Origin of the sequence: Frigoribacterium sp. ME-P-080, assembly GCF_030209595.1 — a bacterium.
Lineage (GTDB): Bacteria > Actinomycetota > Actinomycetes > Actinomycetales > Microbacteriaceae > Frigoribacterium.
Genome location: NZ_JARVRR010000004.1, coordinates 509,355 through 523,719 on the forward strand (window position 1 = coordinate 509,355; position 14,365 = coordinate 523,719).

The following is a 14,365-nucleotide window of genomic DNA, read 5'->3' on the forward strand; positions in this document are numbered from 1 at the left end:
ACGTGAGCGCGAGACGGGCTCATCGCGCAACTGTTTACAGGCCCGCAACGAACCCTTGCCAACTGGTCGTCTCGAGGCCGGCGGCGCATCCTCGTGATGTATGCGCGTTCAGGCCGGGGCACCGCGTGACGGCTGCCGACCTCACTCTTGGCGGATGGACCGGCGCTCGGCCTCGACGGCGGCGATCCGCACCTGGATCTCACGCCAGCGTTCGGGTTCGGTCTTCATGTCGGTGCGGAACGACTGCCCGAGCAGTTCGGACTTCTCGCGGATCAGGTCGCGCTCGACGATCGAGACGACGATGCCGCGACAGTAGGTCGTGATCTCGCGTCCCTCGCGCTCGGGGATGGGGGCGACGGCGAGCTCCTTCGCCAGGGCGTCGAACGGCGACGGCGTCTGGCCGAGGACGACGTCGAGCCAGTCGGCCGAGTCGAACCGGTCGAGGCTCGCGCCGATCGCGTCGCGGACGACGGCCAGCGCACCGTTCTCGATGCGTGCCCGTGCCGCCCGCTGCATGAGTTCGAAGCCGACCGTCGCCGGGTGCTGGAGCATCGCCATGAGCGCGTCGCGCTCGGTGCGGGTGGTCAGGTCGCCCGGGAGCGTCAGCAGGCTCGGGCCGGCGGGCTCGTCGGGCACCGGCGGCAGGCTCGTGATCGACTGGCGGCCGTCGGTGGCGTTCTTGGGCTGCGACCGCTCGAGCGCGTTCTGGGCCGAGGAGGCGCGACCCGCGTCGTCGACGGACCGCGCGACGTCGGCCGGGTCGAGCCCAAGCCACCCGGCCAGCGACCGCACGTAGCCCTGGGTCATCGAACGGTCCCGGATGCCCGCCACCACCGGCGAGGCCGCCCGGAGCGCCGACACGCGACCCTCGACCGTCTCGAGGTCGTGCCCGTCGATGAGCCGGCGGATCATGAACTCGAACATCGGACGCTTGGTCGAGATGAGGCGGCGCACGGCGTCGTCGCCGCGGTTCAGCCTGAGGTCGCACGGGTCGAGCCCGTCGGGGGCCACGGCGACGAAGGTCTGCGCGGCGAACCGCTGCTCTTCGGCGAACGCGCGTGACGCCGCCTTCTGGCCCGCCTCGTCCGGGTCGAAGGTGAAGACGACCTCGCCGCCGGTCGAGGTGTCGGCCCCGCTGACGTCGCCGAGCATGGGTCGCAGCACCTTGATGTGGTCCACGCCGAACGACGTGCCGCAGGTCGCGACGGCCGTCGTGACCCCGGCCAGGTGGCACGCCATCACGTCGGTGTAGCCCTCGACGATGACGACCTGCTTGCCCTTCGAGATGTCCCGACGGGCCAGGTCGAGCCCGTAGAGCACCTGGGACTTGTGGTAGATCGGCGTCTCGGGGGTGTTGAGGTACTTCGGGCCCTTGTCGTCCTCGAGCAACCGACGCGCGCCGAACCCGATGGTCGACCCCGTGACGTCGCGGATCGGCCACACCAGCCGCCCGCGGAAGCGGTCGTAGGGGCTGCGGTCGCCCTGGCTCAGCAACCCCGCGGTGACGAGCTCGTCGTCGCGGTAACCGAGCCCCTTGAGGTGCGACCGCAGGGCGTCGAACGACTTGGGGGCGAACCCCACGCCGAACCGCTCGGCCGCGGCCGGGTCGAACCCCCGCTCGCCGAGGAAGCGCCGGGCGGGCTCGGCGTCGACGGCCGTGAGGTGGTCCACGAAGAACTCGCGCGCGGCCTCGTTCGCCGAGATCAGACGCGCCCTGTTGCCGTGGTCGCTGGCCTGCCCGCCGTCCTCGTAGTGCAGCTCGAAACCGATGCGCGCCGCCATGCGTTCGACCGCTTCTTGGAAGGTCGTGTGGTCGGTCTTCATGACGAAGCTGAAGACGTCGCCGTCCTCACCGCAGCCGAAGCAGTGGTACCGCCCCACCTGGGGCCGCACGTGGAAGCTCGGACTGCGCTCGTCGTGGAACGGGCAGAGCCCCTTGAGCGACCCCACGCCCGCCCCCTTGAGCGTGACGTGGTCGCCGACGATGTCGGCGATGTTGGTGCGCGACCGGACCTCGTCGATGTCGTTGCGTTTGATCAGGCCGGGCACGTGTCGATTGTAGGTCGAGCCACCGACCACGCCGACCCGGGAGGTCGGCCGCGGGAGGACGAGGAGGCGCGGTGCGGCCGGTCGGGACCCGCGCCTCCTCGGCGACCCGCCGTCAGCGGCCGGCGGTGAGCCGGTCGTGCCATGCCATGGCGCTCTGGTCGGTCAGCGAGGCGACCTGGTCGACGACGACCCGACGCCTCGCGGCGTCGTCGTCCGCCGAGGCCCAGTCGGCGGCGAAGCCACGGTCGAGTTCTGACGGGCCCGCCTGCCACAGGGCGTCGGCGAGGCTCGTCAGGACCTCGCGCTGACGCAGGTAGATGGGCTGCCGGTTGTCCCGCGTCATGACGAAGGCCGCGACGATGCCCTTGAGCACGGCGATCTCGCCGATCACGTCCGGGGCGACGACCACCGACGCGCCGAAGCGCATCAGGGCGTCACCGGGATAGGACTCACGGGTCGCCTGGGTGGCCGAACCGGCGAAGCGTCCGATCAGCTGGCTCGTGAGGTTCTTGAGACGGGCCTGCGCGAACCGGCTGCCGTCGTACGACTCGAGCCAGAACGGCAGCGCCTGCAACCGGTCGAAGGCCTCGGTCAACTCGTCGCGACTGAGCTCCCCGCCGACCCACTCGTGCATGGCCGTCACGAGCGAGTCGTGGTCGACCCGCGCCCCGAGGGCGGCGACGTCGACGTAGCCGTTGACCACGGCGTCCTCGAAGTCGTGGACCGAGTACGCGATGTCGTCGCTGAGGTCCATGACCTGGGCCTCGACGCACCGCCGTCGACGCGGGGCACCCCGACGCAGCCACTCGAACGCGGCCGTGTCGTCGTCGTAGAAACCGAACTTCATGCGACCGCCCGGGTCGGGGATGCCCTGGGCCGCGGGCCACGGGTACTTGCAGCTGGCGTCGAGGCTGGCACGGGTGAGGTTCAGCCCGAAGCTGCGTCCCGTCGCGTCGATGACCTTCGGCTCGATGCGGGTCAGCAGTCGTAGGGTCTGCGCGTTGCCCTCGAAGCCGCCGATGTCGGTCGACCAGTCGTTCAGGGCCCGCTCGCCGTTGTGCCCGAACGGCGGGTGGCCGAGGTCGTGCGCGAGGCAGGCCGTGTCGACGACGTCGGGATCGAGGCCGAGGCTCGTGGCGAGCTCGCGACCGACCTGCGCCACCTCGAGCGAGTGCGTCAGCCGGTTGCGGGCGAAGTCGAGGCCGGCCGTCGGGCTCAGCACCTGCGTCTTGGCCGCCAGGCGCCGGAGCGCGCTGGAGTGCAGCAACCGGGCCCGGTCGCGGGCGAAGTCGCTTCGCCGGTTGGAGTGCTGCTCGGGCGCCCAGCGCTCGGAGTCGGCGGGGTCGTACCCGGGGGTGGCGCTCGGCAGGGCTTCGGTGGACACCGGGGCCTCTCGGTCGGGACGGGAAGGGATCTCGGGAGGGGGTGCCTAGCCGCCGCTGTGGTGCAGCTCGGCCGCGGCGAGCTCGGCCTTGAAGGCCTCGTCGAGCTCGCGGCTCTCGAGCCAGCGGTCGGGCAGGGCGGGCCGCTTCGGGCTGCCCGCACGGCCACGCGGCCCCTCGGCCGCCTCGCCGGGGTACTGCTCGTGGGGGTCCATCGTGGCGAGCAGGTCGTCGATCTGCTGCAACGAGTCGGCGAGGGCGAGAGCCGCCCGGACCTCACCGCCCACGGGGTAGCCCTTGAAGTACCACGCGACGTGCTTGCGCATGTCACGGCAGGCGCGGCCCTCGTCGCCCGACCAGAACTCGACCATGAGTTCGGCGTGGCGCCGGAAGGCCCGTCCCACCTCGCCGAGCGTCGGCTCGGCCTTCAGGTCCTCGCCGCGGAAGGCCGCGGCGAGGTCGCCGAACAGCCACGGCCGACCGAGGCAGCCGCGACCCACGACGACCCCGTCACACCCGGTCTCGTCGACCATGCGCAGGGCGTCGGCCGCCGACCAGATGTCGCCGTTGCCGAGGACCGGCACGTCGGTCACGGTCTGCTTCAGGGTGGCGATGGCGGACCAGTCGGCGGTGCCCGAGTAGAAATCGGCGGCCGTGCGGGCGTGCAGCGCGATGCTCGCGACGCCGGCCCCCTGGGCGGCTCGACCGGCCTCGAGATAGGTGAGGTGGTCGTCGTCGATGCCCTTGCGCATCTTGACGGTCAGCGGGATGTCGCCGGCGGCCTTGACGGCACCCTCGACGATCTCGCGGAAGAGGCCGATCTTCCAGGGCAGGGCCGAGCCACCGCCCTTGCGCGTGACCTTGGGCACCGGGCAGCCGAAGTTGAGGTCGATGTGGTCGGCGCGGTCCTCGGCGACGAGCATGGTGACCGCCTCGGCCACCGTGTTCGGCTCGACGCCGTAGAGCTGGATGCTGCGCGGCGTCTCGGACTCGTGGTGCTGGATGAGGCGCATCGACTCGGGCGTGCGCTCGACCAGCGCCCGACTCGTGATCATCTCGCTCACGTAGAGGCCGGCGCCGTACTCGCGACAGAGGCGGCGGTACGCCGTGTTGGTGATTCCGGCCATGGGGGCGAGCACGACGGGCGAGGCCACGTCGATCGGTCCGATCGAAAGGCCGCGCGAGGGCAGGGTGGTGGTGGACATCGTTACGATTCTCCCATGAGCGACGGCGGGCTGACGAGTGGTGTGGACGACGCGGACGTCGGGGGCGACCAGGGTCGACCCGACGGCGCGGACCGGGTGCGGGCGGACGCCGCTGCGCGCGGTCTCGCGGTCGAGATCGTCGCGCGCCCCGCGGCCGACTCGCTCGAGGCCGCTGCCGCTCTGCTCGGGCTGCAGCCGTCCGACATCGTGAAGAGCCTGGTGGTCAAGCGACACGACGGCTCGTTCCTGTTCGCGCTCGTGCCGGGCGACCGACAGATCTCGTGGGCGAAGCTCCGAGCCGTCGTGGGCGTCAACAAGCTGTCGATGCCGAGCGCCGACGTCGCCCTCGAGGTCACCGGGTACGAGCGGGGCACCATCACCCCCCTGGGCAGCTCGACCGCGTGGCCCGTGGTCGCGGACTCCCGAATCGTGGGGAGGCGCGTCGCCCTGGGTGCCGGAGCACACGGCTTCAGCGCCTTCGTCGAGGCCGACGACCTCGTCGCCGCGTACGACGCGACCGTGGCCGACGTCAGCGACTGACGCCGCGCCTCCCGGGCTCGGCGGCCGGGGACCCGACCGCGGACGTGCCCTCGGCGACCGGGGGGACGACCAGGCAGGAGTCCCCCTCGCAGGCGACGGCGCCCGGTGCCCCGAGCATGGTCAACGGCGCGGACGGCGTCGCGAGCCCGGCCACGGACCCGGCCCCGGCCCCGCGGGAATCGCTCATCGGGCCACCTCGGAGGCGACCTGCTCGAGGGCCTGGACGAACGTCTCGGGAGCCTGGGCGCCCGAGATGCCGTACTTGCCGTCGAGGACGAAGAACGGGACGCCGGTGATGCCGAAGGCCTGCGCCTGGGCCTGGTCGCCCCGCACGTCGTCGAGGTGACGCCCGGTCTCGAGAGCGTCGCGCGCCTCCTGCTCGTCGAGGCCGACCTCGGCGGCCAACGTGACGAGATCGTCGACGCGGCCCACGTGGCGGCCCTCCTCGAAGTAGGCGTGGAGGAGGCGTTCCTTCATCTCGGCCTGACGCCCGTTCGCCTTGGCGAAGTGGAGCAGCTCGTGCGCCTTGACCGTGTTGGTGTGCTGCAGGTGCTCGAAGTCGTAGGCGAGGCCGACCTCGGACGCGATGCCGGCGACGGTGTCGAGCATGCCGCGGACCTGGTCGGCGGGCATGCCCTTGTGCTTCGAGAGGAAGTCGACCTCGTCGCCCTCGAAGTCGGCCGGGGTGTCGGGCGAGAGCTCGAACGAGTGGTACTCGACCTCGACGGGGCCGTCGAAACGTCGCACGGCCTCCTCGAACTTGCGCTTGCCGATGAAGCACCACGGGCAGGCGATGTCGGACCAGATGTCGACCTTGACGGTCGCGGACGGGGTGGCTGGGTCTGCGGTCACGGCAGGCCCAACCCTCGGCCGGGCCCCGCCATTCCCCGCGCCGTCCCTCCGCCCCCCTCAGGCTCCTCCCCCTCCGGCGCCTCCCTTGTCGGCAACTCCTGCCTCGTGCGTTGCCCGGGTACGGCGAGCCGCCAGTTCCTGCGGCCGCGGGGGCCGAGCACGCAGGGCGTGCAGGAGTTGCCGACACGTGACCCGGGCGTGGGGCCACCCGCCGTGGCCACCAGGGCGTCGATCGCGGCCGAGGTGCGAGCCCACAGGTCACGCACCATGATCGTCCCCGCGCGGAACGGGACGAGCCCGTCCAGAGCGATGTCGGCGTCCTTGAGGCGGTCCTGGTCGAACCGCCTCTCGTGGTGCTCGCGACCGTCGGTCTCGAGACCGACGATGCCGTCGACGAGCATGTCGAGGACCTTGCCCGTGGTGCCGACGGGCACCTGCCGCACGACGTGGTGCCCGGCCAACCGGAGCCGCGTCCCGGCCGCCGACTCGAGGATGCTCTGTGCTCCCCCGTCGCTCCAGGCCACCAGGCCCGCGGCATCGACACGCTTCCGGGCGAGGACCTCGGCGGCGTCCTCGTCGTCGATGACGAGGCTCATGCTGCGGGCCCAGTCGACCAGGATCACCGCGTCCTCGAGCGATGCCGCCTCGACGACCGCGCGGGCGAGGGCGTCACGTGGGTCCACCATCCAGGTCGAGCCTCGGGCTCCCAGAGCGACGGGGTCCCAGACCACCCGGACGCCCCGTCGACGGCGGAGGCGGGAGGCGGTCTCGGGTACCGAGACCGTGATCCGCGGGCGTCGCCACGACCAGGCACCGAGTTGGTGCAGGGCAGCTGCCCCGGTGAGCCGGCCACCCACGGCGACGGCGACGAACCTCGGGTCGTGGGGCGGCCACGTCGAGTACCAGCCACGTCGGGGACGACGCACCGTGCGGGCGCGCACGGCGATGGTCAGGTGGCGGTCCGTGGCACCCAGCGCGACCAGGTCACGCTTGTGCAGCAGGCCACCGGCATCGGAGACGAGTTCGGCGATCGTGGTCATGCCCGACAGCGTGCCGAGCGGTGCCGCTCTCCCGGGGCGGCCGAGGGCGGCTTGGGGACGGTGGCCGCGCGTGGCTCCCCTGGGGCCGAGACCTCGTCGCGGGGACTGCGACTCGGGCGACGGCAACTCCTGCCCCGTGCCTCGTGGGCCCGCGACACGCCACGTGGGCGGCGCGGGTCGCGGCACGAGGCAGGAGTTGCCGACGCATCGCCCCACGAACGGACCGGGCGCGGAGGCGAAGGGCGGCACGGGTCGACGCGACCGGGCGCGGGGCGGCACGAGGGTGCGCGGAGCGGCGGGGCGGCGCGAGGGGGTGCGGAGCCGCACGGCGATCGGCTGAGCGCGAGGGGGTGCGGAGGCGCTGGGCGGTCGGCAACTCCGGGCCCGTGCCTCGTGGGCCAGCGACACGCCGCGTGGGCGGCGCGGGTCGCGGCGGGAGGCAGGAGTTGCCGACGACAGACGGGCCCCCGTCGTGCAACGCGTGCACGACCGGGGCCCGTCGCGGAGGGGCGGGCGCGAGGCGCCCCGGCGGCTACGCGCCGAGCAGTTGCTCGGCCAGGTAGGCGCGCAGCCCGGCCAGGGGGATGCGCTGCTGGGCCATGGTGTCGCGCTCGCGCACGGTCACGGCGTCGTCCTCGAGCGAGTCGAAGTCGACCGTGACGCAGAACGGCGTCCCGATCTCGTCCTGGCGGCGGTAGCGTCGGCCGATGGCGCCCGCGTCGTCGAAGTCGATGTTCCAGTACTTGCGGAGGTCGGCGGCGAGCCCGCGGGCCATCGGCGACAGCTGCTCGTTGCGGCTGAGCGGCAGCACGGCCACCTTGATCGGTGCCAGGCGACGGTCGAGCTTCAGCACGGTGCGCTTGTCGACGCCGCCCTTGGCGTTCGGCGCCTCGTCCTCGGTGTAGGCGTCGACGAGGAACGCCATGAGCGAGCGGGTGAGACCGGCCGCGGGCTCGATGACGTAGGGGGTCCAGCGCTCGTTCTTGGCCTGGTCGAAGTAGGTCAGGTCTTTGCCCGAGGCGGCGGCATGGGTCTTGAGGTCGTAGTCGGTGCGGTTCGCGACGCCCTCGAGCTCGCCGAACTCGCCGCCGGCGAACCGGAAGCGGTACTCGATGTCGACGGTGCGCTTGGAGTAGTGCGAGAGCTTCTCGGCCGCGTGCTCGAAGAGGCGCAGGTTCTCGGGGTCGATGCCGAGGTCGACGTACCACTGGAACCGCTGGTCGATCCAGTACTGGTGCCACTCTTCGTCGCTGCCGGGCTCGACGAAGAACTCCATCTCCATCTGCTCGAACTCGCGCGTTCGGAAGATGAAGTTGCCGGGCGTGATCTCGTTGCGGAAGCTCTTGCCGATCTGGCCGATGCCGAACGGCGGCTTGATGCGCGAGGACTGCAGGATGTTGTCGAAGTTGGTGAAGATGCCCTGCGCGGTCTCGGGTCGCAGGTACGCCATGCCCTGCTCGTTGTCGACCGGGCCGAGGAAGGTCTTGAGCAGACCGGAGAAGTTCTGCGGTTCGGTCCACGAGCCGGGCTGGCCCGTGTCGGGGTCGCGGACGTCGGCCAGGCCGTTCTCGGGCGGGTGGCCGTGCTTGGCCTCGTACGCCTCGAGCAGGTGGTCGGCGCGGTAGCGCTTGTGGGTGTGCAGCGACTCGACCAGCGGGTCGCTGAAGACCTCGACGTGCCCCGAGGCCTCCCACACCTGGCGCGGCAGGATGACCGCCGAGTCGAGGCCGACGACGTCGTCGCGGCCCTGCACCATGGTCTGCCACCACTGGCGCTTGATGTTCTCCTTCAGGGCGACGCCGAGGGGCCCGTAGTCCCAAGCCGAGCGCGAACCGCCGTAGATCTCTCCCGACTGGAAGACGAAGCCGCGGCGCTTGGCCAGGGCGATGACGGAATCGAGACGGTTGGGTGCTGCCACGTGTGATGCTCCGATGAGTTGAGGCCCGAGCTGGGTGCCCGGTCGGTCGAGGTACCCGGCAACTCTACCGGCGGTGCGTCACCGGCCGAGCGCGACGGCGACGGCCTCGACGTCGCCCTCGTCGTTCCAGAGGTGGAAGGCCACGCGGACGCGACCGGCGCGCCCCGAGACCACGAGACCGGCGTCGCCGAGGAGGCGCTGGTCGCGTCCGTCGGGATCGGCCCAGGTCACGATCGCGCGGCCCTGCGCCTCGATCCCGAGCCGGGAGCAGAGCGCGTCGCCCGTCCCGGCGGCGTGCGCCCAGGTCTCGTCGGGGTCGAGCGCGGCGAACGTCGTGAGCGCGGGCAGCGCCCCGGCCCAGGCCTGCCAGGCGGGCGACACGTCGAAGGCCCGCGCGTCCGTGGCGAGGCTCATGTCGGGGCCGTAGCACGAGGCCCACACGTCGTCGCCCGCGTACCAGCCGGCCTGGGCCGGGACCATGGCCTCCTGCAGCCGCTCCCCCACGGTGAGGAACGCCACCCCTCGCGGGCAGCACAACCACTTGTAGGCGTGCGTGACGCTGGCGTCGTACCGCGAGGCGTCGACGGGCCTCACGCCGGCCGCCTGCGTGAGGTCGCACAGCGTCAACGCCCCGTGTCGGGCCGCCGCGGCGACGATGGCGGCGTCGTCGGCGACCTCGCCGGTGGCGGACTGGACGGCCGACCAGGCCACGAGGTGCGTGCCGGGCCCGACGGAGCCGGCCACCTCGCCCAGCGGGACGCTCCGCACCCGGATGCCCCGCGCCTCCTGCACCACGAAGGGGTAGACGATCGAGCTGAAGTCGCCCGTGGGCACCAGCACCTCGGCGCCGTCCGGGACCGAGGCCGCGATGACGGCGACCATCGCCGACGTCTGCGACGCGATGGCCACGCGGTCGACGCCGACCCGGGCCAGCCGCGCGAAGGCCGCGCGCGCCTCCTCGACGACGGCGCCGTAGGCGGCCGGGCCGGCCCGACCGGACGACCACCGGTCGAGGTCGGCGCGCGACGCCTCGACCGTGGACCGCATCGGCAGGCCCATGGTGCAGGCGGCCAGATAACCCGGTGCGGGGGCGAAGATGTCGGGTCGGGACGCGGTCATGTCCTCAGGCTCCCCCCGTCGAGACCGGAGGACAACCACCAGTGTCTGAGGCCGATCATCACCGCGGCTTATGATTCGACCGTGCCCGACGACCTCGACCTCGCGTCCCTGCGCGTCGTCCGCGCCGTGGCCGACACCGGCAGCATCACGGCGGCGGCCGCCCTGCTCGGCTACAGTCAGCCCGCCATCAGCCAGCAGTTGCGTCGAGCCGAACGCCAGGTCGGGCAACCGCTCGTGCTCCGCGCCGGGCGCGGCGTCGCCCTCACCGAGGCCGGGCACAGGCTCGCCGCGCACGCCGTCCACGTGCAGGCGGCCCTCGACGCCGCGCGGCAGGACCTCGACGACCTGGGCGGCGTCGCGACGGGCCACGTCACCCTGGCCGGGTTCCCCAGCGCGTCGTCGACGATCGTCCCCGACGTGCTCTCGCGCCTGCGCGACCGGCATCCGGGCCTCACGGTCGACTACGTCGAGGCGGAACCCCCGGAGGCGCTGGCACGACTGCGCGACGGCTCGGCGGACGTCGCGGTCACCTTCCGTCACGGGGGCGACCCCGGGGGCGAACACGACCTCGACGGGTTGCTGCACCGCGCCTCCTTCGTCGACCGCACGGTGCTCGCCGTGCCGTCTGCCCACCCGTTCACGCGAGGCGACGACTTCGGCGGCCTGGCGCACGAGAGGTGGATCGGCGGATGCCCCCGCTGCCGGGGCCACCTGCTCGCGACCTGCGCCGCGTCCGGGTTCGAGCCCGAGATCGTGCTCGAGACCGACAACGCCCTGGCCGTGCTCGGCCTCGTCGCGGCGGGCCTCGGCGTCGCCCTGCTCCCGGGGCTCTCGCTCGTGTCCGCCGCCGTGCCTCGCGGGGTGCGGGTGGTGGAGCTCGACGACGGCCTCGCCCGCGTCGTGCACGTGGTCCACGGGCGTGGCGGCGACCGCGTGCCGAGCGTGCGGGCGGTCCTCGACGCCTTCGAGCAGGTGGACGGCGACGCGCTGGGCCTCGTGCCGGTGCCACGGGGCGAGCCGTCCACGGCGCCGGGTTAGGCTGGCCCGACGAACCAGGAGAGGTGCAGGTCGTGCGCACAAGACTGACCGTCGGCATCGCCGTCTCGGTGCTGGCCCTCGTCGGGCTGACCGGCTGCTTCCCGAGCCTCGACGACCTCACCCCGGCCGGTGCGGGCGGATCGGCGTCGACCCCCGGCCCGGGAGCCACCGGCGCGCCGCAGCCCCAGGTCACCGGGGCTCCCGGCACCGGCGGCGGCACGGGGTCGCAGCCCGACGCCCTCGCCCCCGGGGGCACGCTGCTCGGCCAGGTCAACTACAAGGACCTCACCATCTACGTCTACGGCGTCGGCGAGCTGACGACCTCGGCGCCCTCGATCTACGCCCGCCCCGACGGCACCGACCCCTACCCCGCGGGCACCGACGTCGAGGTCACGGCCTACGTGCTGACGAACAACTCGCAGCGTCGGCTCGACCTGACCGACCTGAGCGCCGACTACTCGTCGTACGGCAACGACCTCGCCACACAGGACGTCTTCGCCGGGCAGGATCTGTTGACCCAGCTGGGCTACGAGACCTCGCTCGAGTCGAAGTTCCCGGCGGACAGCGCGAACTGGTACCTGCTGCCGGGCGAGTCGACCGTCTTCGCCAACGCCTGGTTCCACCGGGCGAGCGACGGACCGCTGACCCTGCAGTTCCTCTGGCCGGCCGAGCGGATCTTCCTGGGCGCGAACATCCAGTTCTGACGGGCGTCCGGTCAGGCCGGGCCGGGGGCGTCCACCGCTCCCCCGAAACGACGGGTGCGCGAGGCGTAGGTCTCGACGGCCTGCCAGAGGTCGGTCCGGGTGAAGTCCGGCCACAGCCGGTCGAGGAACACCATCTCGGCGTAGGCGGACTGCCAGAGCATGAAGTTGCTCGTGCGCTGCTCGCCCGAGCTGCGCACGAAGAGGTCGACGTCGGGCAGTTCGGGAGCGTACAGCCGCTTCTGGATCAGCTTCTCGCCGACGGCCGAGGGCTTGAGCCGACCGGCGGCGACGTCGTCGGCGATCGAGCGCACCGCGTCGGCGATCTCGGTCCGCCCGCCGTAGTTGACACACATCGTCAACGTCAGGACTTCGTTGCCCTTGGTCAGCTCTTCGGCGAACTGCAGTTCCCTGATCACCGACCCCCACAGCCGCGGCTTCCGCCCGGCCCAGCGGACCCGCACGCCCCAAGCGTTCAGCTGGTCGCGACGTCGGTGCAGCACGTCACGGTTGAAGCCCATCAGGAAGCGCACCTCGTCGGGCGAGCGCTTCCAGTTCTCGGTCGAGAACGCGTACACGCTGAGGTGCTTCACGCCGATCTGGATCGCCCCGGCGACCACGTCGAGCAGCGACATCTCGCCGGCCTTGTGGCCCTCGACACGGGTGAGCCCGCGCCCGTTCGCCCAACGGCCGTTGCCGTCCATCACGATCGCGACGTGCTCGGGCACGGCGCCCCGCGGCATCTCGGGCGGGTGGACGCCCGTCCAGTCGAGGGGGCGGAAGTCGGCGGCGTCGCGGTGGGTCTTCTTCACGGTCTCTCTCTTCCGGGCACCCGGTCGACGTGCTGCAGCGATCGCAGTCCCCGTTCGAGGTGCCACTGCGTGTAGGCGGCGACGACGCCGCTCGCCTGGTTGCGGGTCGCGTCGGGTGCGTCCTCGGCGTGGTCCCAGTCCCCCGTGAGCAGCGCGCCCAACAGGGCCAGCGCCTCCTGCGTCAAGCGCGGAGCGCCGGGAGGCGCGTGCGAGTCGGCCACCACGCCACCGAGCTGGACGACGAAGGCCGAGTGCGGCCCGGGGGCACCGGTCACGGCGCAGTCGCCGAAGCTCGGCGACCAGCCCGCGATGCTGAGCGCACGCAAGAGGTACGAGTCGAGCGTGAGCTGGGGCGCGTGCTCGTGCCGCGCGAGCGAGCGGAGGGCCCCGACGAGCAGGAGGTACTGCTGCAGACCCGCCTCGGCCTCGGTCAGCTTGTCGGCCGTCTCGACCATCACGCTGCCGGCCGTGTAGCTCTCGTAGTCGGCCGCGATCACGGCACCGTACGAGCCGAGCGACTCGGCCTGCTGCACGATGTCGAGCGAGCGGCCCTCGTAGAGCTGCAGGTCGGCGACCATCATCGGCTCGAGGCGCGCCCCGAACTTCGACGCCGTGCGTCGGACGCCCTTGGCCACGGCCCGGATCTTGCCGTGGTTGCGGCTGAGCATCGTGAGGATGCGGTCGGCCTCACCCAGCTTGTGGGTGCGCAACACGACGCATTCATCACGGTAGACGGGCACCGACCAAGCATCGCACGCGTGGTACAAACGTCAGGTGCACGCCACAGCCTTCGCCGTACCCCTGTGGGTGGACCTCCTCGCCGTCGGCATCGGCAGCCTTCAGGGGGCGATGTTCGCGTCGGAGTACAAGGACCGCCGTCTCGACCTGCTCGGCATCGCCATCATCGGGATCGCCACCGGGCTCGGCGGCGGCGTGCTGCGCGACGTGTTGCTCGGCGAGGTGCCGCGCGCCATGTCGAGCAACTGGTACCTGCTCGTCGCCGTCGCCGCGGCGATCGTCGGCATGGCGCTCCAGCGCGTGTTCACCCGGCTGGCCGGGGTCATCACCGTGCTCGACGCGCTGACCATCGGCCTGCTCGGCGCGATCGGGTCGACCAAGGCGCTCTCGCTCGGACTGCCCGAGATCCCGGCCGTGTTCGTCGGGGTCATCGCGGCCGTCGGCGGCTCGGTGCTCCGCGACCTGCTGATGAACCTCACCATCGCGATGATGCACGTGGGATCGCTCTACGCCGTGGCGGCGGCCGGCGGCACCGTCGTGCTGGTCGTGGCCGTGACGCTCGGCGCACCCGTGGCCGTCTCCGCGATCGCGGGCACGTCGATCACCCTGGTCATCCGCATGCTGGCGGTACGGTTCGGCTGGACCCTGCCCGAGCAGCGCGCCCTCAGCCGGCTGCCCCGCTGGCGTCGTCCGCGCTGAGTCCGGCTGCCCGGTCTCGACGCCCGGTCTCGACGCCGGGCCCGTCGCCGGGCTCGGCGTCGGGCCGGTTGCCGGGCACGTCGCCCCTCGTCGGGCCCGTCGCCCCTCGTCCCTCGTCGCTCGTCGGGCCCGTCGCCCCTCGTCGGGCCCGTCGTCCTTCGTCGGGCCCGGGCCGCACCCCCTCGGCAACTCCTGCCCCCTGCGCCAGCGCACCCCGACACGCCGCACCCCCGCACCCCCGCGCGACACCGGGCAGGAGTTGCCCGCACCCG

At 72.4% G+C, this 14,365-nt stretch carries 14 protein-coding genes; 4 read left to right on the forward strand and 10 right to left on the reverse strand.

Annotated features, from left to right (window positions below):
* Positions 1-141: 141 nt before the first annotated feature.
* From dnaG to dusB, 3 genes are all read right to left on the reverse strand, one after another.
* Entirely contained in the window at positions 142-2,049 is a 1,908-nt protein-coding gene (dnaG, locus tag QRN23_RS10960; protein WP_285063550.1) for a DNA primase, read from the reverse strand.
* A gap of 112 nt (positions 2,050-2,161) precedes the next feature.
* Positions 2,162-3,433, reverse strand: a complete 1,272-nt coding sequence (locus tag QRN23_RS10965) for a deoxyguanosinetriphosphate triphosphohydrolase (RefSeq protein WP_082460243.1) — start codon at positions 3,431-3,433, stop codon at positions 2,162-2,164.
* A gap of 45 nt (positions 3,434-3,478) precedes the next feature.
* Positions 3,479-4,636 (reverse strand): tRNA dihydrouridine synthase DusB, encoded by a 1,158-nt coding sequence (gene dusB / locus QRN23_RS10970; RefSeq protein ID WP_056045623.1) that lies wholly within the window; start codon positions 4,634-4,636, stop codon positions 3,479-3,481.
* 15 nt (positions 4,637-4,651) lie between these two features.
* Here dusB and QRN23_RS10975 point away from each other — a divergent pair, with 15 nt between their 5' ends.
* Positions 4,652-5,176, forward strand: a complete 525-nt coding sequence (locus tag QRN23_RS10975; RefSeq protein ID WP_082460244.1) for an aminoacyl-tRNA deacylase — start codon at positions 4,652-4,654, stop codon at positions 5,174-5,176.
* Here the strand turns inward: QRN23_RS10975 and QRN23_RS10980 are convergent.
* From QRN23_RS10980 to QRN23_RS11000, 5 genes are all read right to left on the reverse strand, one after another.
* On the reverse strand, positions 5,166-5,363 hold the full coding sequence (locus tag QRN23_RS10980) for a hypothetical protein (protein WP_056045627.1): 198 nt from the start codon (positions 5,361-5,363) through the stop codon (positions 5,166-5,168). The two genes, QRN23_RS10975 and QRN23_RS10980, sit on opposite strands and share 11 nt — an antisense overlap.
* On the reverse strand, positions 5,360-6,028 hold the full coding sequence (locus QRN23_RS10985) for a DsbA family oxidoreductase (RefSeq protein ID WP_285063551.1): 669 nt from the start codon (positions 6,026-6,028) through the stop codon (positions 5,360-5,362). The genes QRN23_RS10980 and QRN23_RS10985 overlap by 4 nt, the downstream gene beginning before the upstream one ends.
* The gene (locus QRN23_RS10990) at positions 6,025-7,068 is read right to left on the reverse strand and encodes a putative endonuclease domain-containing protein (protein ID WP_285063553.1); all 1,044 of its coding nucleotides are present in this window, start codon (positions 7,066-7,068) and stop codon (positions 6,025-6,027) included. Before QRN23_RS10990 ends, QRN23_RS10985 begins: the two co-directional genes overlap by 4 nt.
* 532 nt (positions 7,069-7,600) lie before the next feature.
* The gene (locus QRN23_RS10995) at positions 7,601-8,986 is read right to left on the reverse strand and encodes a glycine--tRNA ligase (protein ID WP_285063555.1); all 1,386 of its coding nucleotides are present in this window, start codon (positions 8,984-8,986) and stop codon (positions 7,601-7,603) included.
* A gap of 78 nt (positions 8,987-9,064) precedes the next feature.
* Positions 9,065-10,105 (reverse strand): aminotransferase class V-fold PLP-dependent enzyme, encoded by a 1,041-nt coding sequence (locus QRN23_RS11000; RefSeq protein WP_285063556.1) that lies wholly within the window; start codon positions 10,103-10,105, stop codon positions 9,065-9,067.
* An 81-nt stretch (positions 10,106-10,186) separates the two neighbouring features.
* On the opposite strand from QRN23_RS11000, the gene QRN23_RS11005 reads away from it, so the two are divergent.
* Both QRN23_RS11005 and QRN23_RS11010 read left to right on the forward strand, forming a co-directional pair.
* Positions 10,187-11,143 carry a LysR family transcriptional regulator gene (locus tag QRN23_RS11005; RefSeq protein WP_285063558.1) on the forward strand — a complete coding sequence of 319 codons (957 nt, stop codon included), beginning with the start codon at positions 10,187-10,189 and terminating at the stop codon, positions 11,141-11,143.
* Between the two features lie 32 nt (positions 11,144-11,175).
* The gene (locus QRN23_RS11010; protein WP_148053616.1) at positions 11,176-11,847 is read left to right on the forward strand and encodes a hypothetical protein; all 672 of its coding nucleotides are present in this window, start codon (positions 11,176-11,178) and stop codon (positions 11,845-11,847) included.
* Between the two features lie 11 nt (positions 11,848-11,858).
* Here the strand turns inward: QRN23_RS11010 and QRN23_RS11015 are convergent, their stop codons facing one another.
* The gene (locus tag QRN23_RS11015; RefSeq protein WP_285063559.1) at positions 11,859-12,656 is read right to left on the reverse strand and encodes an isoprenyl transferase; all 798 of its coding nucleotides are present in this window, start codon (positions 12,654-12,656) and stop codon (positions 11,859-11,861) included.
* Positions 12,653-13,396, reverse strand: a complete 744-nt coding sequence (recO, locus tag QRN23_RS11020) for a DNA repair protein RecO (RefSeq protein WP_123570177.1) — start codon at positions 13,394-13,396, stop codon at positions 12,653-12,655. Before recO ends, QRN23_RS11015 begins: the two co-directional genes overlap by 4 nt.
* A 34-nt stretch (positions 13,397-13,430) precedes the next feature.
* Here recO and QRN23_RS11025 point away from each other — a divergent pair, with 34 nt between their 5' ends.
* Positions 13,431-14,093, forward strand: a complete 663-nt coding sequence (locus QRN23_RS11025) for a trimeric intracellular cation channel family protein (protein WP_056045653.1) — start codon at positions 13,431-13,433, stop codon at positions 14,091-14,093.
* Positions 14,094-14,365: the final 272 nt, after the last annotated feature.